General features: G+C 37.4%; 22 protein-coding genes. 8 read left to right on the top strand and 14 right to left on the bottom strand.

Going from position 1 to position 23,232, the window contains the following annotated elements; all coding sequences use genetic code 11:
• Nucleotides 1-7: 7 nt before the first annotated feature.
• The 4 genes from ACTJIP_RS01785 to ACTJIP_RS01800 all read left to right on the top strand — a co-directional run bounded on the left by ACTJIP_RS01785 (nucleotide 8) and on the right by ACTJIP_RS01800 (nucleotide 4,999).
• On the top strand, nucleotides 8-1,543 hold the full coding sequence (locus tag ACTJIP_RS01785) for a M61 family metallopeptidase (protein ID WP_219072988.1): 1,536 nt from the start codon (nucleotides 8-10) through the stop codon (nucleotides 1,541-1,543).
• A 132-nt stretch (nucleotides 1,544-1,675) separates the two neighbouring features.
• Nucleotides 1,676-3,073 (top strand): Gfo/Idh/MocA family protein, encoded by a 1,398-nt coding sequence (locus ACTJIP_RS01790; RefSeq protein ID WP_077418592.1) that lies wholly within the window; start codon nucleotides 1,676-1,678, stop codon nucleotides 3,071-3,073.
• On the top strand, nucleotides 3,063-3,977 hold the full coding sequence (locus ACTJIP_RS01795; protein WP_077418591.1) for a sugar phosphate nucleotidyltransferase: 915 nt from the start codon (nucleotides 3,063-3,065) through the stop codon (nucleotides 3,975-3,977). The genes ACTJIP_RS01790 and ACTJIP_RS01795 overlap by 11 nt, the downstream gene beginning before the upstream one ends.
• Nucleotides 3,968-4,999 carry a phosphotransferase enzyme family protein gene (locus ACTJIP_RS01800; protein WP_440704042.1) on the top strand — a complete coding sequence of 344 codons (1,032 nt, stop codon included), beginning with the start codon at nucleotides 3,968-3,970 and terminating at the stop codon, nucleotides 4,997-4,999. The genes ACTJIP_RS01795 and ACTJIP_RS01800 overlap by 10 nt, the downstream gene beginning before the upstream one ends.
• 176 nt (nucleotides 5,000-5,175) lie before the next feature.
• On the opposite strand, the gene ACTJIP_RS01805 is transcribed toward ACTJIP_RS01800, so the two are convergent.
• The 3 genes from ACTJIP_RS01805 to ACTJIP_RS01815 form a co-directional block, all read right to left on the bottom strand.
• Nucleotides 5,176-5,379, bottom strand: coding sequence for a hypothetical protein (locus tag ACTJIP_RS01805; protein ID WP_440704043.1), 204 nt, complete (start codon nucleotides 5,377-5,379; stop codon nucleotides 5,176-5,178).
• 212 nt (nucleotides 5,380-5,591) lie between these two features.
• On the bottom strand, nucleotides 5,592-6,086 hold the full coding sequence (locus ACTJIP_RS01810; RefSeq protein WP_077418589.1) for a DNA-deoxyinosine glycosylase: 495 nt from the start codon (nucleotides 6,084-6,086) through the stop codon (nucleotides 5,592-5,594).
• Nucleotides 6,087-6,406: 320 nt separating this feature from the next.
• Nucleotides 6,407-8,401 (bottom strand): S9 family peptidase, encoded by a 1,995-nt coding sequence (locus tag ACTJIP_RS01815; RefSeq protein WP_077418588.1) that lies wholly within the window; start codon nucleotides 8,399-8,401, stop codon nucleotides 6,407-6,409.
• A gap of 207 nt (nucleotides 8,402-8,608) precedes the next feature.
• On the opposite strand from ACTJIP_RS01815, the gene ACTJIP_RS01820 reads away from it, so the two are divergent.
• On the top strand, nucleotides 8,609-9,475 hold the full coding sequence (locus ACTJIP_RS01820; RefSeq protein ID WP_440704044.1) for a chitobiase/beta-hexosaminidase C-terminal domain-containing protein: 867 nt from the start codon (nucleotides 8,609-8,611) through the stop codon (nucleotides 9,473-9,475).
• Between the two features lie 51 nt (nucleotides 9,476-9,526).
• Here ACTJIP_RS01820 and ACTJIP_RS01825 read toward each other — a convergent pair whose 3' ends face one another.
• Complete coding sequence (locus ACTJIP_RS01825) at nucleotides 9,527-9,871, bottom strand: phage holin family protein (RefSeq protein ID WP_047388083.1); 345 nt, start codon at nucleotides 9,869-9,871, stop codon at nucleotides 9,527-9,529.
• A 118-nt stretch (nucleotides 9,872-9,989) separates the two neighbouring features.
• Complete coding sequence (locus ACTJIP_RS01830) at nucleotides 9,990-10,412, bottom strand: PaaI family thioesterase (RefSeq protein WP_047388081.1); 423 nt, start codon at nucleotides 10,410-10,412, stop codon at nucleotides 9,990-9,992.
• A 244-nt stretch (nucleotides 10,413-10,656) separates the two neighbouring features.
• Here ACTJIP_RS01830 and ACTJIP_RS01835 point away from each other — a divergent pair, with 244 nt between their 5' ends.
• The 3 genes from ACTJIP_RS01835 (at nucleotide 10,657) to ACTJIP_RS01845 (ending at nucleotide 12,890) form a co-directional block, all read left to right on the top strand.
• Nucleotides 10,657-11,082, top strand: a complete 426-nt coding sequence (locus ACTJIP_RS01835) for a hypothetical protein (RefSeq protein WP_198424131.1) — start codon at nucleotides 10,657-10,659, stop codon at nucleotides 11,080-11,082.
• A gap of 248 nt (nucleotides 11,083-11,330) precedes the next feature.
• A complete protein-coding gene (locus ACTJIP_RS01840; protein ID WP_180564155.1) occupies nucleotides 11,331-12,185 on the top strand; it encodes a helix-turn-helix domain-containing protein in 855 nt (284 codons plus the stop codon).
• Between the two features lie 204 nt (nucleotides 12,186-12,389).
• Nucleotides 12,390-12,890, top strand: a complete 501-nt coding sequence (locus tag ACTJIP_RS01845) for a hypothetical protein (RefSeq protein ID WP_180564156.1) — start codon at nucleotides 12,390-12,392, stop codon at nucleotides 12,888-12,890.
• Nucleotides 12,891-13,163: 273 nt separating this feature from the next.
• Here ACTJIP_RS01845 and ACTJIP_RS01850 read toward each other — a convergent pair whose 3' ends face one another.
• The 9 genes from ACTJIP_RS01850 to ACTJIP_RS01890 form a co-directional block, all read right to left on the bottom strand.
• Nucleotides 13,164-15,290 (bottom strand): DNA topoisomerase 3, encoded by a 2,127-nt coding sequence (locus ACTJIP_RS01850; protein ID WP_440704045.1) that lies wholly within the window; start codon nucleotides 15,288-15,290, stop codon nucleotides 13,164-13,166.
• A 125-nt stretch (nucleotides 15,291-15,415) separates the two neighbouring features.
• Nucleotides 15,416-15,847 (bottom strand): hypothetical protein, encoded by a 432-nt coding sequence (locus tag ACTJIP_RS01855; protein ID WP_077418581.1) that lies wholly within the window; start codon nucleotides 15,845-15,847, stop codon nucleotides 15,416-15,418.
• An 82-nt stretch (nucleotides 15,848-15,929) separates the two neighbouring features.
• Nucleotides 15,930-16,658 carry a M17 family peptidase N-terminal domain-containing protein gene (locus tag ACTJIP_RS01860; RefSeq protein ID WP_440704046.1) on the bottom strand — a complete coding sequence of 243 codons (729 nt, stop codon included), beginning with the start codon at nucleotides 16,656-16,658 and terminating at the stop codon, nucleotides 15,930-15,932.
• Between the two features lie 230 nt (nucleotides 16,659-16,888).
• A complete protein-coding gene (locus ACTJIP_RS01865; protein WP_180564159.1) occupies nucleotides 16,889-18,253 on the bottom strand; it encodes an alginate export family protein in 1,365 nt (454 codons plus the stop codon).
• Between the two features lie 2 nt (nucleotides 18,254-18,255).
• Nucleotides 18,256-18,681: a DoxX family protein gene (locus tag ACTJIP_RS01870; RefSeq protein WP_180564160.1), complete on the bottom strand. Its 426-nt coding sequence runs from the start codon at nucleotides 18,679-18,681 to the stop codon at nucleotides 18,256-18,258.
• Between the two features lie 205 nt (nucleotides 18,682-18,886).
• Nucleotides 18,887-20,659 (bottom strand): amidohydrolase, encoded by a 1,773-nt coding sequence (locus tag ACTJIP_RS01875; RefSeq protein WP_219072994.1) that lies wholly within the window; start codon nucleotides 20,657-20,659, stop codon nucleotides 18,887-18,889.
• A gap of 58 nt (nucleotides 20,660-20,717) precedes the next feature.
• Nucleotides 20,718-21,407, bottom strand: a complete 690-nt coding sequence (locus ACTJIP_RS01880; RefSeq protein WP_077418576.1) for a hydrolase — start codon at nucleotides 21,405-21,407, stop codon at nucleotides 20,718-20,720.
• Nucleotides 21,408-21,449: 42 nt separating this feature from the next.
• Nucleotides 21,450-22,325: a pirin family protein gene (locus ACTJIP_RS01885; protein WP_440704047.1), complete on the bottom strand. Its 876-nt coding sequence runs from the start codon at nucleotides 22,323-22,325 to the stop codon at nucleotides 21,450-21,452.
• Nucleotides 22,326-22,644: 319 nt separating this feature from the next.
• Nucleotides 22,645-23,229 carry a Crp/Fnr family transcriptional regulator gene (locus tag ACTJIP_RS01890; protein WP_077418574.1) on the bottom strand — a complete coding sequence of 195 codons (585 nt, stop codon included), beginning with the start codon at nucleotides 23,227-23,229 and terminating at the stop codon, nucleotides 22,645-22,647.
• Nucleotides 23,230-23,232: the final 3 nt, after the last annotated feature.

Raw genomic sequence — 23,232 nt, forward strand, 5'->3', positions numbered from 1 at the left:
AATAGCAATGAATAGTATTATAAAGCTATTTTTTCTGATCGTTATAATTCCTAATATCATTATAGCCCAAAAAACAAAGAATAATTACGAATACAATATAGACCTTCTTCATATGTCCAACGATGAAGTCCGGGTATCTTTTTCGCCCCCAAAGAATGATCTTAAACAGGGCAAGTTTATTATTCCCAAACTGGTACCCGGATTTTATCAGGCTATGAATTTCGGACAATATGTTTCTAATTTCACAGCCACCGATAAAAACGGAAAAAAAATTCTGACCGAACGTCTGGATAAAAACAGCTGGCTGGTACATGATCTGAATCGTGTAAAGAAAATATCCTATCAGGTAGCGGATGGATGGGACTCTTTGGAGAAGGAATCCAATGAGGCAAGATCTGCCGGAAGTATGTTTATAAAAGACAGTGTTTCAGTCATCAATTATAATTCTTTAGTGGGATATTTTGAAGAAATGAAAGATATTCCTTACCAAATTACCATTACAAAAAACAAGGATTTTTATGCTTCCTCTGCTTTAGATTATCAACAGAAAAATAAAAACACGGATGTAGTTTGGGCAAAAGATTACCGGGAACTGGTAGATTCTCCTGTTCTATATTCGGTTCCAGACACAACGTGGCTCAAGATAGGTCATACTAAAGTGCTTGTATCATTTTATAATAAAAAGGAAAGACATTATTCCAAAACAATAGCTCATGAAATAGAGAACATTCTGAAAAATCAGCAGGCTTATCTGGGAGGCACATTACCGGTAAAGAAATATGCATTTCTAATTTATTATGAATCTTCAAATGAGAATGGATTTTTGGGAGATGGTCTGGAACACTCCCACTCTACAGTTTGCCTGTACAGATCCGGAAGTATGAAATTTCTTCCGAATGCTTTAAACAGAGTGGCTTCTCATGAGTTTTTCCATGTTGTTACTCCTCTCAACATTCATTCAGGAGAAATTCAGCATTATGATTTCCTGAATCCTGTCATGTCTAAACATCTGTGGCTGTATGAAGGAATGACCGAATATGCTACGATTCATATGCCTATCAAACAAAAAATGATCAGCCTGGAAGATTTTGAAAAGAGTTTGGAAGAAAAGATACATGGTATGAAAGAGTTTGACAACACATTATCTTTTACGGAAATGAGTAAAAATTCTATGGAAAGACAAGATCAGTATATGAACTTTTATATGAAAGGAGCATTACTCGGACTGTGTTTAGATATAAGGCTAAGGGAACTTTCTGATGGAAAAAAGGGAACTCAGAACCTGATGCAGATGCTTATGAAAAAATATGGAGAAGGTAAATATTTCAATGATGATGATCTGTTTGATGAAATTACAAAAATGACTTATCCTGAAATACGCACATTTTTCAGCAACTTTATAGAAGGCACCCAACCTATTCCTTTGAAAGAATATCTGGAAAAAGCAGGTTTCAACTATGATGAAATTACCGGAAAGGTAACTTCTCTACCCAATCCCGATTCAAAACAAATAGCTTTAAGAAAAGCATGGATTAATCAATAAATCTCCGGGATATTCACCATATGCTTTAAACTCTTAAATTTTTCGACACTCAAACTAATGACCTCTTCAACTCCCTACTATCACAACGTCGGGATTTACAAAAGTTTTTAATATATTTAAGAAAAAAAATAGATGGACAATAGCAATTCGCGCAGGAACTTTCTTAAGACAGCAGCTTTGGCAAGCTTTGGGGCATTGGTTTTACCCAATTCATTATTTGCCTATTCCAATGATTTTAAAACAGATAAAAAAGTCCGTGTCGGTTTCATCGGTGTCGGTCTTCGTGGGCAGGAACATGTAAAATTACTGGCAAAGCGTAATGACGTAGAGATTGTTGCGTTTGCAGATCCAGAGAAAAGAATGCTTGCCGCGTCTCAAAAAATCTTAAAAGACAATAATAAGCCGGCTGCTCAGGAGTTTTCCAACGGTGAATATGACTATCGAAATCTTTTAAAATCAAAAGCAATAGACGCTGTTGTCATTGCTACTCCATGGGAATGGCATCTTACCCAAGGGGTAGAAGCTATGCGCGCTAAAAAAATTGTGGGTATGGAAGTTTCCGGAGCGATAAAGCTTCAGGACTGCTGGGAGTTTGTAAAGGTATATGAGGAAACCAAAGTTCCTATCTTTATGATGGAAAATGTATGCTACCGAAGAGATATTATGGCCATTCTGAATATGGTTCGTAAAGGAATGTTCGGAGAATTGGTACATGGAAGAGGCGGTTATCAGCACGATTTGAGAGGTGTACTTTTCAATGACGGCGTTACTCCTTACAATTCTGGTGCAGAATTCGGAGAGAAAGGATTCAGTGAAGCAAAATGGAGAACTGAACATTATGTAAAGCGTAACGGAGAACTTTATCCTACACATGGATTAGGCCCGGTAGCAATGATGATGGACATCAACAGAGGAAACCGATTAACGAGGCTGTCTTCATTCTCATCAAAATCTGTAGGGCTTCATAAATATATTGTTGAACATCCAAAAGGAGGAGAAAACCATCCTAGTGCCCAAGTGAAATTCAATCAGGGAGACGTGGTAACAACACAAATTGCCTGTGCTAATGGAGAAACCATTCTTCTGACTCATGATACAAGTTTACAGAGACCTTATGATCTGGGCTTCCGGGTTCAGGGAACTGAAGGATTGTGGCAGGATTTCGGATGGGGAGACTTCAACCAGGGTCATATTTATTTTGAAAAAACGATGAACCATACCCACCGTTGGGATAATACTGAAAAATGGATGCAAGAACACGATCATCCGATGTGGAAGAAGTTTGAAAACACTGCAGCAGGAGCCGGTCATGGCGGAATGGATTTCTTTGTGATGAATACTTTTATTGAATGTATTAAAAGAAATATAGAATTCCCGATGGATGTGTATGATCTTGCGTTGTGGTATTCGATTACGCCATTGAGTGAAGAGTCTATTGCCAAAGGCGGTCAGGTGATTGATATTCCTGATTTTACCAATGGAAAATGGAAAACCCGTAAACCTGTATTTGGAATGACCGATGAGTTCTAAGAAAACATTACTCATATTAGCAGGTGGATTAGGAAGCAGATATAAAGGATTAAAGCAGGTAGACGGAATACTCAATAACGGTTCGCCAATTCTGGAGTATTCTATCTTTGACGCTCTGGAAGCCGGTTTCCAAAAAGTAGTTATTATTGTCAATAAACTGATTCCTCAAAGTTATATTGAGAGACTCAATACCATTTCAAAGGCTAAAAACTTTGAACTTCACTGGGTATATCAGGAAATAGACAGTATTCCTATTTCGCTGGAAGGTTTTGATTATCCTGATCGTGAAAAACCATGGGGAACTGCTCATGCTGTACTTTGTGCAAAATATTCTATACAGGAACCGTTTGTGATGATCAACGCGGATGACTTTTACGGAAAAGAAGCGTATCAATTGGCTGCACATGAAATCAACCATCATCATATTTCAGATTCACAATTGGGTATGATTGCTTATCCTGTAGGCACAACATTGAGCGGTAATGGAGCTGTAGCCAGAGGAATATGTACACTGGATCCGGAAAATTATCTGATTAAGGTTGAAGAGCAGACTTCCATTCAAAAAATAAATAACTCCATCGTTTATATTAAAAATGGAGAAAATGTAAAATTAGATTCTGATACTTTGGTATCCATGAACTTTTTTATATTCCATCCTCATATTTTCTGTTATCTGGAAGCTTATTTTTATGATTTTATCGAATCTGATCCGCTGCCTACCCAGGAATTTTATATTCCTACAGCCGTACAGAGAATGATAGATGAAAACAGAGTACAGGTAAAGGTAAAAGCATCTCCGTCTCAATGGATGGGTGTCACTTATGCCGATGATAAAAAGGAAATTATAGATTTTCTGACTTCAGAGATTAAAAACAACAGATACCCGGAAGATTTATGGAGTTAAATGATATTATTAATGAGTTTATCGGTACAGATAATTACGAACTCACTTCTATTACTGACGGATTGATCAATACAACCTATCTTTTGGAAGATAAAGATCAGGGGAAAAAGTTTATTCTGCAGAAAATCAACAATCATGTTTTCAGGCAGCCGGAAGTCATCGTTAATAATCATTTAATGGTTAATGAAATTCTTAGAGCACATGATTATCAGTTTCAAATTATTGAACCTATCCCCTCTCTAAACAACAGGCTTTTGGTAGAAGATGCCGATGGTCAGCCCTGGCGTATGCTAAGTTTCGTAGAAAATAGTATGACCTTTCTTTCCGCCCCATCTTTACAGGTGGCTTTTGAAGCGGCTAAAACCTTCAGTTATTTCCTTACCACCATCAATACCGAAAAATTGCCTGCCATAGAAGATTCTCTTCCGAATTTCCTTAACTTTGAGAAAAGGGTTGCAGATTATAAAAATTCATTAAAGAATGCAGCTCCTTATTTAAAAGAAAATGCAAAGGCTGAAATAGAAATCACCAATAAGTTATTGTCTTTGCCTGATCAATGGATCGAAATGGAGAAAAACAATCGGATTCCCAAAAGAATCATCCATGCAGATGTAAAAATCAGCAATATTCTTTTTGATCAGAATCATAGCCCGCTGGCTGTGATTGATCTGGATACTATGATGATTTCTACTATTTTATATGATTTTGGAACGATGATCCAGTCTTATACCAATACAACCCATGAAGATGATGGCAGTGCCAAAAACAATTTCAACCCTGAAATGTATAAGGCTGTAAAAGAAGGGTTTTTATTTTATCTAAAGGAAAAACTGACCCCGGAAGAGTCTGGCAATCTTGATTATGCTGCACAAGTCGCCATTTATATCCAGGAACTTCGTTTTTTAACGGATTACCTGAACGGAAGCACTTATTATTCTATCACACATCCTGAGCACAATCTGGATAGAACAAAAAACCAGCTGGAGCTTTTGAAAGGACTGAGAGAATATTTGGGAGTTTGAGTATCGGAGAGTTTGAGAATAATAGAGTAAAACAGATTCCTACGAAATGATAAAGATACGGATAGATAAAGCGTTCTGTTTGTCATTCCGTAGGAATCCAAGCCAGCTCTCTAAATCTAATCCCAAAATTAATCTCAAAAACTCCAGAATTCTTTACCGAGAATTACATACAATACTTAGACTCCTACGGAGTGACAAAGTGTACGGATAGATAATACATCGTATTTGTCCATTCCGAAGGAATCTATACTCTTACAGCCCAGCTCTCTAACTCTCCACTCCCAAAAACTCCAGTATCCTCTTCCATTCTTCCAATTTCTTCTCAAAAGATTCCTACGAAATGATAAGGATACGGATAGATAAAGCGTTCTGTTTGTCATTCCGTAGGAATCCAAGCCAGCTCTCTAAATCTAATCCCAAAATTAATCTCAAAAACTCCAGAATTCTTTACCGAGAATTACATACAATACTTAGACTCCTACGGAGTGACAAAGTGTACGGATAGATAATACATCGTATTTGTCCATTCCGAAGGAATCTATACTCTTACAGCCCAGCTCTCTAACTCTCCGACTCTCAAACCTACGAACTCTCAAACTCCCAAAAACTCCAGTATACTCTTCCATTCTTCCAGCTTCTTCTCAAAAGAAACCGTATGAAGAGGACTTGTAGAAGGTAATAGGAAAATGGGCAGTTTATAACTTTTCCCCAACAGTTTTTGTAAATTTTTGTAAGATTTTCCACCATTGCAGAAAATGGCTTTCACGTTTGGATGTTTGTCCAGCAGTTCAGCAATCTGATTGGCTTCTTCATTTTTGATTTCAGAATCCAGGCTTCCTTTTCGCTCGCAGGAATCAATGACATCCCAAAGGGCAATATGATGTTTCTTTAATACTTCGATTCTCTGAGTATAATTTTCAGTAAATTCTTCATTCAGCAATTCAAAGATGATTTTCCAGAATTTGTTCTGAGGGTGGGCATAGTACTGTTGTTTTTCCAGTGATTTTACTCCGGGAATTGATCCTAAAATGATAATCCGAGAATGAACATCAATAAGAGGTGAAAATGAAGAAATCCGGTTTTGCATATTCAAATATAAAGATTTAATTTATTTAATCTGGCTGGAAGCTGGGAGCTTGTAGAAGGAAGTTATTGAGGTTATGAAAAACGGGTTGTCCGTATTTTCATCTTTTTTAAACAGTGATATTATTAATTTATGGCAACCTCTATAAATGTTAAGATTAACAGCAACTTCCAGCCTCTCCTCTTCCAGCTTCCAATAGCCTGAATTTTAATTTCCTTAACCCAACTCAGTTTATTTAAGTTTTGGCTAAAGCCATTGGATTTTTCATCATAAAAAAAAGCGGGCTAAAGCCCGCTCCTATTGATATTTTATTTTTATTGATCTTACAAAGTTTCCTTCAGCCAATCAAAGAATTCTCTCTGCCATACCAATCCGTTTTGCGGATGAAGTACCCAGTGGTTTTCGTTAGGGAAATAAACCAGTTTAGATTTTAATCCCCTTAATTTAGCAGCCTGGAAAGCTTCCTGCCCCTGCTCGTAAGGAACACGGAAATCAATTCCTCCCTGAACGATCATGATAGGCTTATTCCATTTATCTACAAAATTGCTTGGATTGAATTCTGTGTATGCTTTTGGTTGTGGTTTCTCCCATGGTGAACCAAGATCCCAGTTCGCAAACCAAAGTTCTTCAGTAGTCAGATACCATGATTTCATATCAAATAGCCCATCATGAGCGATGAACGTTTTGAATCTGTTTTCATGGATTCCTGCCAGCATAAATACGCTGTATCCTCCGTAGCTCGCTCCTACCGCTGCTACTCTGTCACCGTCTACGTATGGTAAAGTTTTTGCAAAGTCTGTGGCTGCCAGATAATCTCTCATTGGCTGTCCGCCCCAGTCTCTTGAAATTTCTTCATTCCACTTTGTTCCCCAGCCTGGCATACCTCTTCTGTTTGGAGCAACCACGATATAATCATTAGCTGTCATCAGAGCAAAGTTCCATCTTACACTGAAAAACTGAGTAAGAGCAGACTGTGGACCACCCTGGCAGTATACCAAAGTAGGATATTTTTTATTTGGGTCAAAGTTTGGTGGATAGTGGAACCAAACTCCCATTTCTTTACCATCAGAAGTTTTCACCATCTTAAGTTCAGATTTCCCCTGAGCTAACTTAGCATAAGTTTCTTTGTTCGCTTCAGTCACCTGCTTCATTTCTCCGTTTTTAACGTTTACTGAGAAAAGTTCTGTTGCATGGTTTACGTCTGTTCTTCCTACTAAAAGTGAAGATTTATTATCTGTAAAGATTTCGTTAACATCAAAATCTCCTTTTGTAATCTGCTGTACTTTTGCTGATTTTGAATCCAGGGCAAAAAGCTGTTTTGTACCTCTGAATGCTGCTGTAAAGTAGATTGTTTTTGAGTCCGCACCCCAAAGTACGTCTCCTGAAACACTTTCGTCCCAACCCGATGTAAGGTTAGTTGTCTTTCCAGACTTCCAGTCCATGATTTTCACATCATTTTTATCGGCTTCATATCCGTCTCTGGCCATACTCTGCCAGATCAGAGATTTTCCATCCGGACTGAATTTAGGATTTACATCATATCCTTTGTTGGATTCTGTAAGATTTTTGGTTGTACCTGATGCTAAATCGTAAGCAAAGATATCGGTATTGGTACTTGTAGAATAGTCTTTTCCACTTTTAGGTTTTGTAACATATAAAAGCTGTGCAGAATCTGAACTCCAGATAAAATCTTCAGCGCCCCCGAAAGGTCTCTGAGGAGAATCCCACATTTTTCCTTCCAGCAGGTCTTTAGCTGATTCTGCTTTATCAGAAGTATTTACTACAAATACATGGTTGTATTTTCCTTCATTGAAATAATCCCAGTGTCTGTGGTTCAGGTCTGTGTATACCTGAGCCGTCGTTTTAGGAGTATCACTGAATTTATCTTTCCCCATTACTTTCTCTACCAGCACCTGCTTACTGAAAGCAATTTTCTTCCCGTCCGGAGAAATGACAACATTATCAACTTCACCGATGGTATAAAATTCTGTCCAGGTTTTTCCTGCATCTTTAGAAAGATAGATTTTATCACCTTCCTGAGCATAGATACCGTTTTTATCCCATTGAATAAGGGCTTTTTTACCAAAATCAATTTTGGAAGACTGATTATTAAGAACATTCAGAAAATAGTTCTCGTTTTTTGTTTTCTCTGTTTTCAGATCAACCTGTCCTACTTTATAGATAAGGGAGCCCTGATCTGGTGAAACAGCCTGTACTCCAACTTTTTTCAAAGTCCAAAGAATTTCAGGCGTCATTACTTGTTGTGCATTCATTAAAAGCGGAGCTGCCAAGGCCAGCAGACTGTACTTAAGTTTCATATGTTGATATTCATTTTTTAACGGATATACAGAATCCTAATGATTTTATACATCCTTTTATTAAATTCAAAGATTGCCAAAGTTAATATTTAAAATAAAAACGGACGAAAGAATTAACATTTAAGTTTTACGATATTGAAAATAAATAGTTAATATGCAGATGAATTTTTATTAATTTTATAAAAACGAAACTAATATCCATTTTACATGAAAAAATTTCTCCTTTTTTCTGCACTCTTTGTGTCTTCTTTCTTTTTTTCACAGTTAACGATAAGCCCTTTCCCCAATCATTATTATAATGCTTATCAGGCAACTATTTCGGGAAACGGAACTATTTATTATACTACTGATGGGAGCACCCCTACATTGAGTTCCAGTTCAGCAGTCAATAATGTACAGATTCCCATTGATCAGAATAAAGAAATCAAAGCATTTCTTGTTGATGGTCAGGGAAATTCATCAGCTGTCATCAGTAAAAAATATTATACAGGAAGTATTCCTACGGCCAACATTTACTTTAAAATTCCTTCTACATGGACTACCGGAAGCTGTGTAATGATTGATATGGTAAGTCCCAATTCCATTGACGGATTTGCCATGGATACCTTCTGGCCAGGAGTTGTAATGCAGCCTGCAGGATGTGAATCCTGGTATAAGACTGCCAGAAATTTTGAAAGTGCCAATGTACGTTTTAACAATTGTACTCTCTTTGAAAATATTCCTGCAACCATCAGTACCAATTTGATTCCTATGGAAAGTACTTTGTATTATGATTTTACTGACGGAATTATAACAACTCCACCCTCATGTTTATTTTTAGCGACTCATGAAACGCAGCAAAAAAACAGCAATGTTTTAATTAAAGTTTACCCGAATCCTGTTTCAGATATTTTAAAAGTAAATACGGACAGGAATTTTCAGGAATATGAGATTATAGATGTGAATGCAAGGGTAATTGTAAAAGACCGGTTTGTAAAAGAAATTTCTATTCATCAACTTATTTCAGGAAATTATTTTCTAAAACTGAAAGATTCAAAGGGAAATTTGGTATTGTTGAAGTTCATTAAAAAATAAAAAAAATCCGCTTGTTGAGCGGATTTATATTTTGATCTGTAATGTTTTTAATTAATCTCCATCTGAGAACATTGAATTCGCCAGAGAAGTCACAATTGACAATAATATACTGAAGATAAATGCCCACCAGAAACCATCTACCACCATACTGTCTATGAAATAGTCCGCAATCAGAATAATTCCGGCATTGATTACCAAAGCAAAGAATCCTAAGGTAAGGATCGTTAACGGCAGACCAAACAGACTTAAAATAGGCTTTACAAATATGTTCAGAACCCCAAGCACAATAGCAAAGATAATGGCTGAAGAAAATCCTTCAAAATGTACTCCCGGTAAGATTTTGGTCAAAAGATAAGCAACAATCGCTGTTATAAATAATCGGATAATTAAGTTCATTGAGTTATTTTTTAATGTTTATGGGGGATATGGAGCAAAAGCCATTCCATTTCAAAAAAAAGAATTCCGCGAAACCCTTTATTTAAGGAATATTTTATCTGTTATTCCCCTTAATCCGTTATTTTATTTTCATCATAGTGACCAAAGAGGTCGCCACGTGACTTTCTGAGTCGGAATTTTCACTCTGAACATAGATTTCCGTTCTCACCACAATGATTTTCCCTCCCCCTTTGATAACATAGGATTTTGATACTAAAGCATCACCCATTGCAGGACGAAGGTAATTCACTTTCAATTCAACGGTTACCACATAACAGTCTTCTGCATAATGACTCACGGCAGCATATCCGGAAGAAACATCCACAAGAGAAGCAATCATAGCTCCATTGAACATTCCTGCTTTCCGGGTCATCATTTCCATTTTAGGAATCTTCATGGATATAAAATCGGTTTCTACTTCCAGCAGTTCTGCTTTATAGAACTGTAAAGTTTCCGAACGGTTGAAGCTGTCTGTGATGAGTTTTCTTTTTTCTGGAGTCATTACTTTTTGAATTTGCATGTAAAGGTAGAAATTGATTTAAAGATTAAAGAATTTAAAGATTAAAAATTTCCAGTGGCAGGAAGCTTTGAGGAAACTGAGATAAACTTATACTGCTGTTTGATCTCTACATGAATATTTAAACCTTATATATATTGGAAATTTGTACGGGTTTTGTGGTGTGTGGTTTTGTTCAGCAATAATCAAAATTTTTCAGTTCAAAAGGCTAGCTTTGCAGGAAAGCTTTATGATGGGTTTAAAAAGTTTTTTTCTACTTATAGGTTTACTGGCAGGCTTCTGTTTTCAGGCACAGACATTACATTTGTATGGCGGTGCAGATCAGGACCAATATCTGGGATGTTTAACCTGTGATCAATTTGATAAAAATTCTATATGGAATAAGTTCAGCGATTACGGAAATGTTTTCAATTCAAAATCTATATGGAATGCATATGGAAATTATGGAAGTCCTCACAGCACCTACTCTCCATGGAATGAATATGGAGCTTATCCTCCGGCAATCGTTGATCAGGATGGAAATTTCTTTGGGTTTCTTACTACAAATCCTTATAAATCTGAAAGATCTGAACTGGAACTGGCTGTGATTTTATGCAAGCATCATGAAGAGATTAAAAATGATGTTAGCGGATGGTATGAGAAATTGTTTCGGTAATCCATGAATTCTCACCTCTCCTGTTGGAGTATTCGTATAAAAAAGACTGTGAAAACATAAGGCTGGATTCCTGCGGAATGACAAGTATACCGCTTAGTTTATCCACATAGTTTGCTATTCTGTAGGAATCTAACTGTGTAAATTAAGCTTTTTAGAGAATGACTGTGTATATTTGTTGTTGACTCATTTTTTACAGATAAAATTAATTAACTTTCACTTGATTCACTTCAAAACGAAACTCGCCCATTATGCTGAATGATTACAAAAAATATGAATTATTTGGAAAGACTCTGATACAGAAAATTGATATGACAGGGCCATTCAGATATGATTTTCCGGTTTCGGAGCAAGCCTGTTTTCTGTACGTGATCAAAGGAGCGTTTCAATATAAAACAGATGAGCAGGAATTTGATGTTCCCACCAACTATTCCCTGTTTCTGAACTGTATCAGCTCGGGAAAGCATATTCAAAATTCAAATTTAGAAAGTCACTGTCAGGTCGTAATTGTGACCTTCTACCCGGATATACTGAAGAAAATTTACGACAGAGAATTACCTTCCTTATTGCAGAGACCTGCAAACACAGTTTCAAATCAATCCAGTGAGAAAATAAATAATGATTTTCTGATTCAAAAATATGTAGAAGGCTTACTTTTTTACTTTGAAAATCCATCACTCATTAATGAAGATATATTAATTCTTAAGCTAAAAGAGATCATGTTATTGCTGGCTCAATCACAGAATGCCAGTGCCATACAATTGATTTTGTCACAACTTTTCTCTCCAACAGCTTACTCTTTTAAGCAAATTATTGAAGCGAATTTATTTACGCAGCTCACCATTGAACAGCTTGCAGAACAGAGCAATCTAAGTATATCATCCTTCAAGAGAGAATTTGCAAAACTCTATGACGATACTCCCGCCAACTATATAAGAAACAAAAAACTGGAGAAAGCCGCCGAATTGCTCTTAATATCTGATGAACGCATTACTGATATCGCATTTGACTGCGGATTTAATGATCTGGCGACTTTTACAAAAAACTTCAGCGATAAATATCATATTTCCCCGTCAGGTTATCGTCAGGAGCGGAAAGAAAAATAACTAAAAAACTATTTTATACAAATTATACAGGCATTTCTTATTTCAATAAGGGAGTGTTTTTTTTGAACTAAAATCTCAAATTCTTGAACGAAATCACAAAATCATTTCTGTGATTCTACCGCAAATTTGTACCATCAGTTTCAGGGAATGGAAATAGGCCCACAACTAAAAACTGAATGAGTATACATTTAAAATAATATCAATATGCATCTATCAATTTTAGGAATTTTTCATACCATCATTGGCATCACAGCACTTGTTGGCGCCATAATAGGATTTATCAAATATGGTAAAATCAATCTGGCTCAGCTATCCGGAAAGGTCTATTTTTACGGTACGCTCATCACCTCACTTTCAGCATTAGGAATCTCAAAAGCCGGAGGTTTCAATGCAGGGCATGTATTCTCGTTATTTATCATTGTTTTGATCTCTGCAGCGTACTTCCTTTTCTCAGGTAAAAAAGAAAGCAGGAAGGCAAGGTATTTTGAGAATTTTTTGCTGTCATTCAGTTTTTTCCTGTCTCTTGTTCCCACAATTAATGAGACTTTTACAAGAGTTCCCATTGGACATCCTTTGGCTAAAGATATCAAAGACCCGATCATTGGTCAGACTCTTCTTGTCGTTTTCTTGCTTTTTGTAATGGGATCTATCTTGCAGTTTATGAAGCAGAAAAAAGAGAATGTTGAAATTTCACGTCTTCAATAGGATATTTGTATTGAAAATTGGAAAATATAGAAAATAAGGCTGGATTCCTCCGGAATGACAAATACAACGCTTAGTTTATCTGTACCGTTTGTCATTCCGGAGGAATCTCTGTATAAATGAAAAGCCGGAAGATTGTTGGAAAACGCAAAGGCGCAAGGAGTTTTTCCAAGTTGCATATTTTTAAGACGCAAAGATTTTATCTCCGATAAAATGCGATAATGTCAAAAACTGGATTATTTATCTGTATGAAGTTCTTTTTTTATCTCTGAAATATTAGCTAAGTTGTGTCTGAAAGTCGTCGCTCAAAGTCAAAACACCTTCTGCAATAGCATCCGGATGGGTGACAAAGCCTTTCAACTTTGAAGTTTTTCCTTTTAAAACAAGGTCTAAAAGCTGTTTATCAGATAATTTTTTACCGAAAATTTCAAAGGTAATTTTAAATCCACAGTTTTTGAAATCGGAACATCCTACTGCTGTTTTTCCTTTGATCAGGTTGTGTTCTTTACATTTCGGACATTTCGTTTCTTCCCAGGACTGAAGTTCTTTTTTCTGTGCAGGTTCTCTTTTTTTCTTTTCCTTTACTTCTTCTTTTTCTTCTTCCTGAAGGGTAATCACTTTTCCTTTTCCATATACTACTTTTTCAGTAAGTTCAGTAACCATCTGAATCAGTTCTTCTTTGAAAAGATTGGCTTCATACTCTCCTTTCTCAATCCTACGAAGTTTTGATTCCCATTCACCCGTCAGTTCCGGACTTTTTAAAAGTTCGTCTTCAATGGTGTCAATCAACTGAATTCCGGTTTGGGTAGCGATGAGGTTTTTCCTTTTTTTCTCGATGTATTTTCTTTTGAAAAGGGTTTCAATGATGTTCGCTCGCGTGGATGGTCTTCCGATCCCGTTGTTCTTCAACATTTCACGCAGCTCTTCATCTTCAACCTGTTTTCCGGCAGTTTCCATTGCTCTCAGCAATGTTGCTTCGGTATAAGGCTTTGGCGGCGTTGTTTTCCCCTGGTGAATCATCGGATCATGTGGTCCGGTTTCTCCTGCAATAAATTCAGGAATGGTCTGTTCTTCTTCTTTTTCTTTTTCCTTATCGGTGGTTTCTTCTTTAGGTTCTTTGGCATAAACGGCTCTCCATCCTGCTTCAAGAACCTGCCTTCCGCTGGTTTTGAAAGGAATGGTTCCTACTTTTCCTTCCACCAGGGTATTGGAAATTTTACACTCCGGATAGAATACGGCTATAAAGCGCTTTGCAATCAGATCATAGATCAGTTTTTCTTCCCTACTCAGATTCTGGGAAGGTGGAATTTCCGTAGGAATGATCGCATGGTGATCGGTTACTTTGGTATCATCGAAAACGGCTTTCGATTTTGGAATCGGAGCTTCCAGTAACGGAGCAATCAGATCCTGATAAGGATACATTTTCTGAAGAATTCCTGTTATTTTCGGATATAAACTCTCGGATAGATAAGTTGTATCAACACGTGGATAGGTTACGTGCTTCTTTTCATACAGACTCTGGATATAATTCAACGTGTTTTCTGCTGAATATCCATATTTTTTATTGGCTTCTACCTGAAGTCCGGTCAGGTCGAAAAGTCGTGGATTTTTTTCTTTTCCTTCTTTAATTTCGAAAGAAACAATTTCAAATGGGTTGACTTTAAGGTATTCCAATCCTTTTTCTGCACGTTCCAACGTTTTTAAACGATCGATTGCTGCACTGAAAAGAACATCACGGTATTTGGTCTTCAGTTCCCAATATTCTTCTGTGGTAAAGGCATCAATTTCTTTCTGGCGCTGCACCAGCATGGCCAATGTGGGAGTCTGTACCCTTCCAATGGAAAGAACGGCTTTATTTCCGCCAAACTTCTTCGTAAAAAGCCTGGTCGCATTGATTCCCAACAACCAGTCTCCTATGGCTCTGGCATTTCCGGCCAGATAGAGGTTTTTATAATCTTCTGCAGGTTTTAAACTTGCAAATCCTTCTTTAATCGCATCTTCCGTCAATGAAGAAATCCATAAACGCTGGATGGGTTTGTTGCATTTTGCTTTCTGCAATACCCAGCGCTGAATGAGTTCTCCCTCCTGCCCGGCATCCCCACAGTTGATAACCTCATCACATTCTTCAACCAATCTTTCAATCACTTTAAACTGATTTTCAACGCCTTTATTCGGGATCAGCTTGATACCAAAACTGCTGGGAATAATCGGCAGTGAAAAAAGATTCCAGGATTTGAACTGAGGGCCGTAGTCGTGAGGTTCTTTCAGGGTGCAAAGATGTCCGAACGTCCATGTCACGCAATAGCCGTTTCCTTCCATATAACCTTGTTTAGGCGTGGTAGCGCCCAATACTTTGGCGATATCTCTGGCAACACTGGGTTTCTCGGCAATACATAATTTCATGAACTCGGGTTTATGGAAAGAGTGCAAAAATCGGGATTTTTTTTGGATTTTGCTAATTTAGTTGGGAGCTGATCTTTAATAAGTTGTAGGCACCAGTATCCCAAACCTCCCAGCAATATTAATGATTATGAGCTGACAAACATTACTTTTTCTGCACCATTTAGTATATTCAGCTCCAGCCTTTCAATAAGAAAATTGACATCCTCAACAAACTTCTCCTTCAGATAACCATCTTCAATATCATGACCATATACTATCTTTTTATAGAAATCAGGTTGATTTTTTAATGCATTCTTCAATTGTACCAGGTTAGATTTTAAAATCTCCAGATCAATATATTCTTCATAAAAATGCCAGAAATCCAATATTTTCAGGTCTATATGTAAGACTCTTTCTATTTGACACAATAATCGGTCATCATCTTCCGGACTCTCATCTGTCATCACCAGATTTAAACCGTCTCTTCCGTCAAAATAGTATTGATCTCTCAAGTCCAGATATTGCCATAAAGGCTCCTCTTTATCAAATACAAAACTTATTTCAAGTCCGAATCCCATATCATTTTCTTAAAAAGTAAATATAACAAAAAGCCCCCTTATAAAAGAGGGCCGGATCAACAATGTAATGAAACTAGGTTCATTATTTTTTTTGAGCTTCTGAAATGGCATCAGCAATTCCTCCGCCTGCGGTTTCAAAGAAAGCAGGGCCAGCCAGAAGATATACTTTTTCTAATTTTTTTGTAGTGGATAATTTGTGTTCTTTCAGGTAATTTTCAGAACGGTTGGCGTGTACAATTCCTCTTACTACATTTCCGGCTACCAAAACAGTTGGAGAGTCTATTCCGGCATCTTTCAGATCGCTGGCAAAGGCAAAGTTGGTAACACCTAACCTCATCGCTTCGCGGGCAGCCACTTCTCCTACAGAAGTCATTAAATCTGGAGTGAACTTGTTGCGGTCACCTAAGCCAATCAATAATAATTTCTTTGCAGACATAGATCCGGCAGGAGGTGTAATTAAAAGGGTTTCCAAAGAATGTCCCTGGAACTGTCCTGTCTTTCTGATATTGGTTAATTCTCCTTTTAAAGCTTCATCCAGGTGAACCAATCCGTTCAATTTAGCAGGTAAGGCCTGAGCATTGAAGATGTCTCCTTCTGTATATTCAAAAACACAGGCTACCTGAAGCTGGGCATCTGCTGAGGAAGGTCCCTGTACCAGTCCTACCATGGAGATGCCGTCTACGGTTCCCCAGGTTTTGGAGGTTCCGATGGCTGTTGTTTTTGCAGGTGTTGTAGTAGTTGTTTGTGCAAAATTTAACGTTGAAAATGCTAAAGCTGCGATTACCAGTGATTGTTTTAGTATATTTTTCATGAGATTTATTTTTGTTGTCAGTTGTTTTTTGTTGCTTGTTGAGTGTTTTTGTTGGATAACGCAAGGACGCTAAGTTTTTCCTGATGCTTTTTTTAAGGCGCAAGTCGCTTTGCTCCGGCTATTTTTATTTTTTCAAAGGTAGTTTCAGTGATCAAGAGGTACATTGATGTGGGATAATTTTGGTGCAGATTTTAGGATATTCTTGTATTTTTTATAACATCATATTTCTTTTAAAATTTAAATACAATTCTGGAGTTGATAAAGAGTCCGTCTTTGTGGTTATCGATCACCTCGTTGATGAATTCGCCTGTATTGAAATATTGTATTCCTGTATTAAAGGTTAAGAATTTATTGATTTTATAATTAAAGCTTCCTAAGAAAGCAGTTCCGATGTATCTTTTCTTTGAATTTGAGGACGGCAGGTTCAATGTTCCGCTCGGTCTGTAAATTCCGTCCTGGGTAGAATATCTCCAGTTGAAAACGACATCTGCCTGAACGGTTATTTTTTCACTCAAATCTACGGTTGCATAAGGATGGATATCAATCAGATTGACAGGACCAATCTGAGGATTAAATCCAAAATATCCGCCTTTCGGATACAGAGGATTGAATGTTCCCAGTTTTCCGTCTCCTTTATTGCTGTCTCCTGAAATATAATCATTTCTGAGATTGATGGTCGGTTTTCCTTTTACATTTTCAAACATATATCCGATGTCTGCAGAAGCCGTCCATGCACTGATATTTCCTTTATTGAAGTTTCCGAATTGATAAGCTGCTTCAAAATTGTAGATAAAACCACCACCATATCTCCAGAATCTCCCTCCGAAAGTATGTCTGGTCTCATCTGAAATTCCGTCTTCAAAGCGTACATCTTTTCTGTGAATTCCCAAATAATACAGCTCCAGATTTCCACTTCTGGGAATAATCAAGGTATTGTAACTTCCCCAAAGATTGATAGATTTTGAAGAGGTATTATCAAATGCTCCGGGACTGATTTCACTGGCAGCCATCATAAAGGCATCAGATCTGAAATTCCCTCTTTTGTACATGAATTTTACGCCATCGAAATACAATCTTAAATTCGGTCCTTCTCTTACTGAGATCAGTCTTCCGCTTCCATAATCCAGTTCTTGCCTTCCCGCACGCACCGTCAGCTTTTCTTTGTCATTTTTCAGGATATCTACATCAATGAAGAGATTCTGGATATTCAAATGGTCTTCATCAATTGGCCTTGGTCCGTTCTTTCTTCCGTTTTCCCAGGCACTTCTCACCTGTCCGAAAATTCTTACCCGCGAGCCCAGATGCAAATCAGCGTGTATATTATATCTCTGAATCAGAAAGGGATTGCTTCCAATTCCTGATCTTCCCCAATCTTCATTATTAAAATCCACAAATTCCAGTCTTGCTTCTCCTCCCAATGACAGATAGTTGTTGTTTTCTGTAACCGGGATATATTTTATGGAGTTATAAAAAGTTTTTGCAGAGTCTTTATATGCAGCATAATCTTCATCAAACCTCATCAGCTTAAACTGAGCAGAAAGCTGAGTGGGAATAAAAATCTGCAGAAAGAGTACAATAGCAACCAGTTTTTTCATGATTATTTCTTTGTTAAAAAATTATCAACTGAGTATTTTCCAGATCCCATAAACAGTAAAAACAGATAACATAAGCTGTACATAAAGGGGGTATCTTTCACTAATAATGCGTCATTCCAATGAAGGATAAAGTAACCTGTAAGGGTCACCGCCAAGATGGGCAATACTGCAATTCTTGTGAGAAACCCAAAGATGACAAACACCGGAAACACCAGATTGGCGGCATCAGCAAAAAGACTGTTGAATGCTTCCGGAAGGTGTAGTGGATTTGGAACCTGCTCTGCTTCTGAAACGCCTACCCCTAATTTTTTTAATCCGTGGGCTACGATTAATTCTACAGAAAGTAAGATCCTGAAAACCAACAGTGCAGTATCTGTTAATTTTCCTGCCGGATTGGTATTGGTGATAATATGGATTAACTTTTTCATGATTTAAATAGAATTTTTAAGAATGAAATTGAGGGGATTTTGTTTAACCGCAGATGACACAGATGATTGTGCTTACTTTGATGTTGTGGCAGGTTTTGCGTGTAAGACCACCCCGTCAAAAATTCAAAGAATTTTTGCCACCCTCCAGAGAAGGGGAATTTTTACCCTCTTCAGTTGAAATACTTGTAGCTTTTGTGGTTTAAAACTATTTTGTTTGATAACCTCCGTAATATTTTACAGGTGACCAGTCCGGAATGACCGGAAGAGATACCGGAGCGGCAGTTTTATAAGTTTCGTCTCCGTAAACTACTTTTCCGTCTACAATCGTCAGTTTGGAAGTAATATTTTTAATGTCTTCATCATTGACCGTGAAATAATCTTTGTCTAAAATGGTAAGGTCTGCAAAATATCCCTTTTGTATTTTTCCTTTCTGATAGTCTTTTATTAATTCATATCCGCCATAAGTAGAAAGGGATAAGGCTGTCTTTCTATCCAGGGTATTTTCTTTACCCATTACCTGGTTTCCCCCGATTGTTTTTCCTGTAGTAATCCAGTATAAAGCAACCCATGGATTGTAGCTTGCTACTCTGGTTCCATCCGTTCCCAATCCTACAGGAATGCCCATTTCAAGCATTTTTTTCACCGGAGGAGAAGCTAAAGCAGGCTTTTTTCCGTATCTGTGGATGAAGCTTTCTCCCTGATAAGCCATTCTGTGCTGTATGGCAATTCCGCCACCCATTGCTTTAATTCTTTTCATATTGTCTTCAGTCACGGTTTCAGCATGATCAATAAACCAGACCAATCCGTTCAAAGGAGTTTCTTTGTTGACTTCTTCAATGACATTCAAAAATCTTGTAATACTTTCATTATAGGTCGCATGAATTCTGAAAGGCCATTTATTTTTTACCAGAAGGCTTACGACTTCTTTCATATTTTTTTCCATGGTTGCAGGAAGCTCCGGTCTTGGGAAAAGGAAGTTTTCAAAATCAGCTCCATCTGATACCAGGTTTTCCCCGCCTCCATTTACATGATAATCTATTTCGTTGAAATCATTGTGGCCATGGTCGTCAATCTCTACCATCCCTATCCATTTGGTATAATCTGCGAGTTCGGATCCTTTTTTCTGAGCAAATAAATAGTAAGGTAAACGAACAGTAATTTTCCCTTCTTTGTTCAATTGGTCTGTCGTTCCGTAATCATCGGGAAAATTCTGAAATCCTCCTCCTGCATCCATTACCGCAGTAACACCTAATCTGTTCAGCTCAGTCATGTACTGAAGGGTAGAATTTACTTTTTCTTCTTCTTTCAGCTCCGGCAATTTGGCTAATGTTGAATAAAGAATAAATGCATTGGGCTCTGCCACCAGTAAACCTGTAGGATCTCCGTTGTTTTCTTTCTCAATTAAACCTTGTGCAGGATTAGGAGTTTCTCCATTGATATTGAGTTCCTGTAACCCCGCTTTGTTCAGCCATGCTTTCCCATAAAGGTACATGATGAAAGTGGGTACATTTCCTGTTGCTTCATTAATTTCAGCCAGTGTAGGAAGTCGTTTTTCTTCAAACTGATATTCATTCCAGCCTCCAATCACTCTTACCCATTGTCCTTTTGGGGTTCTCTGCGCCTGTTCTTTCAGCATTTCCAGCGCTCTTTTTAAAGATTTCACGCCATCCCAGCGAAGTTCAGTATTGTAAAATCTTCCTCCACGAATCACATGCAAATGGCTGTCAAACAATCCAGGGATTACTCTGTTTCCTCTGGCATCAATGACTTTTGTATTGCTGCTTTTTAATTTTAAAATCTGGGCATTCGTTCCGGTTTGTAAGATTTTATGGTCTTTTATAGCTACAGCCTGTACTTCAGGATTTTTATCATCCATTGTGGTGATCTTCCCATTGGTAATAATCATATCTGCTTTCTGAGCGTGCAGGATTCCTGTCCCTAAAACGGCAGAAAATATAAGTGTATTCAGTAATTTCATTATTTCAATATTTAAGTTTGAAGGTTTCGGCAGGCTTTCAGCCTGCCGAAACAGACCATTAATGTTTTAACATTTCCTGAGCATACTGAATTCCAATACCGTAAGCTCCACCATATTTTTTCATCAAATCATTGACTGGTTTGTAGGTTTCTTTTCTTGCCCAGTCTCTCTGAAGTTCCAATACATACTGAACAGAAGTAATAGGATGTGCTCCGGCCTGAACCATACGGGTGATTGACTGATCATGAGCTTCTTTAGAAATATCCCCTGAAGCATCTGTTACCACATATACATCATATCCCTCGTCAATAGCTGATAATACTGGTCCTACGATACATACACTTGTCCATAATCCTGCGAAAACCAGTTTCTTTTTATTTTTGCCTGTAATTGCTTTGTGAGCATTAAGATCTTCCCATGTATTCATTGTAGTTCTGTCTACATATCCGCTTGTTGCTTCAGGATATACTTCTGAAATTTCAGGGAAAACAGGTCCGCTGAATGATTTTTCTGCCACCGTTGTTACCACTGTTGGAACATTAAAAATCTTTGATCCTCCCGCTACAAGTGCCACATTGTTTCTTAATTCTTCCATGCTGATACTTTTTGTTGCAAAAGCCATCTGCCCTTCATGGTCTATCAATACCACAGCATGATTAGTAGGATTTAATAATGATTTTCCAGGGTTTTGAGCGGATGCTGTTAATGATAATAAACCAGCTGCAAATGATAGGATTAATTTTTTCATAATGATTTAATTTAAGGGTTGCTATTTCTGTTGAATTTTTATTTATAGTGTCATTGGCACGTCAATCACAAGGATTTCTGTACCTTCTTTTAGTGCTTTAATATTGACATCCTGAATATCCCAGACTCCGAATCCATCACGTTCTTCCAAAGTCTCTCCGCCTATTTCTGCGCTTCCTTTAAGAATGAAAACATACATTCCGTTTCCTTTTTTTCTGATCTGATAAAGTGTTTCTGTATTCTGATCAAAAGTTCCCAGATGAAACCAGGCGTCCTGATGAATCCATACTCCTTCGTCATCCGCATTGGGGGAAAGGATCTGTTGAAATTTATTGTGTCCTTTCGTTTTGTCTAAAGTGATCTGGTCATATCTTGGAGTGATATTTCTTTTTTTCGGGTAGATCCAGATCTGAAGAAATTTTACAAGCTTATCACTGTTTTTGTTGAACTCACTGTGCATGATTCCGGTTCCTGCACTCATCACCTGGATATCTCCGCTTCTGATTACTGCTGTGTTCCCCATGCTGTCTTTATGTTCAAGATCACCTTCCAAAGGAATACTGATGATCTCCATATTGTCGTGAGGATGTGTTCCAAAACCTCTTCCTGCTTCCACTTTATCGTCATTCAGGACTCTCAGGACTCCGAAGTGCATTCTTTCAGGATTGTAATAATTGGCAAAACTGAAAGTGTGCTGGCTTAATAACCATCCGTGGTCTGCTTTTCCTCTTGAGTCTGCTCTGTGGATGATAGAGTTATCTTTTATTTTTGATTCTGTATTAGGAAGATGATTGTATCCGATGGGTTCTAATGGTTCGATCTCATCAATCTCGTTTTTCATAGCATTTGCCAGAGAAGCTGATGCTACAAACATTCCTGTTCCGAGTAATCCTTTTTTTAAAAAATCTTTTCTGTCCATATCTACGTTGTTATTTGTTCGTTTTTGATATGACAAATGTAGAGCGCTGAAAAACCCTGCACATTTAACTAGTTTAATAAATGACTTTGCAGCAAAAAAAAATGCCGGATACTTGTGTAACCGGCAGTATGATGATATTTAAACTTTTGAGGTATGTAAGAGTATTTAAGAATAACTATGTTTAGATTCCTACGGAATGACAAATAATACGCTTTTTCTCTCCATACAGTTTGTCATTCCGTAGAATCTCACCGTTGTATTCATCAGTATTTATTCTTGAATTGATAAAATAAAAGAGAGGGTTCTTAAAACCTAAAGGTTATTTCTCCTTTGAGGCAAGACGTTTTCTGATGGTACTTACAAATTCTTTTGAAACCCCAAGGTAGGAAGCAATATAATATTGTGCTACTCTTTGTGGGATTGAAGGATATACTTTAATAAATTCAAGGTATCTGTCTGAGGCAGTTTTGGAAATGGTATTGACCAATCGGCTTTGCAGTGTTGCCAGATTCCTCTGAACCAGCATTCTGAAAACTCTTTCAAATTTAGGGACTTCCTGCAGTAGTTTTTCTTTTGTTGCAGGATTCAGCATATAGATTTCCGAATCTTCCAGCGTTTCAATATACACTTTAGAAGGTTTCTGTTCCTGAAATGAGGCAATGTCACTGATCCACCAGTCTTCAATGGCAAACAGCAAAGTGACTTCAGATCCATTATCATCCAAACAATACATTCTAAGACATCCTTTGTGAATATAGCCTTCAAACTGACAGATCTCTCCTTCTCTCAGCAAAACGGTTTTCTTTGGAAACGACTGGCAAGAGAGCAGATCTGTAAATATTTTTTCTTCTTCGGGGATGATTGAGATAAATCGGGTAATATTTTTGATGATATTTTCAAACATAAT

Source organism: Chryseobacterium sp. 22543 (genome assembly GCF_052044565.1).
Lineage (GTDB): Bacteria > Bacteroidota > Bacteroidia > Flavobacteriales > Weeksellaceae > Chryseobacterium.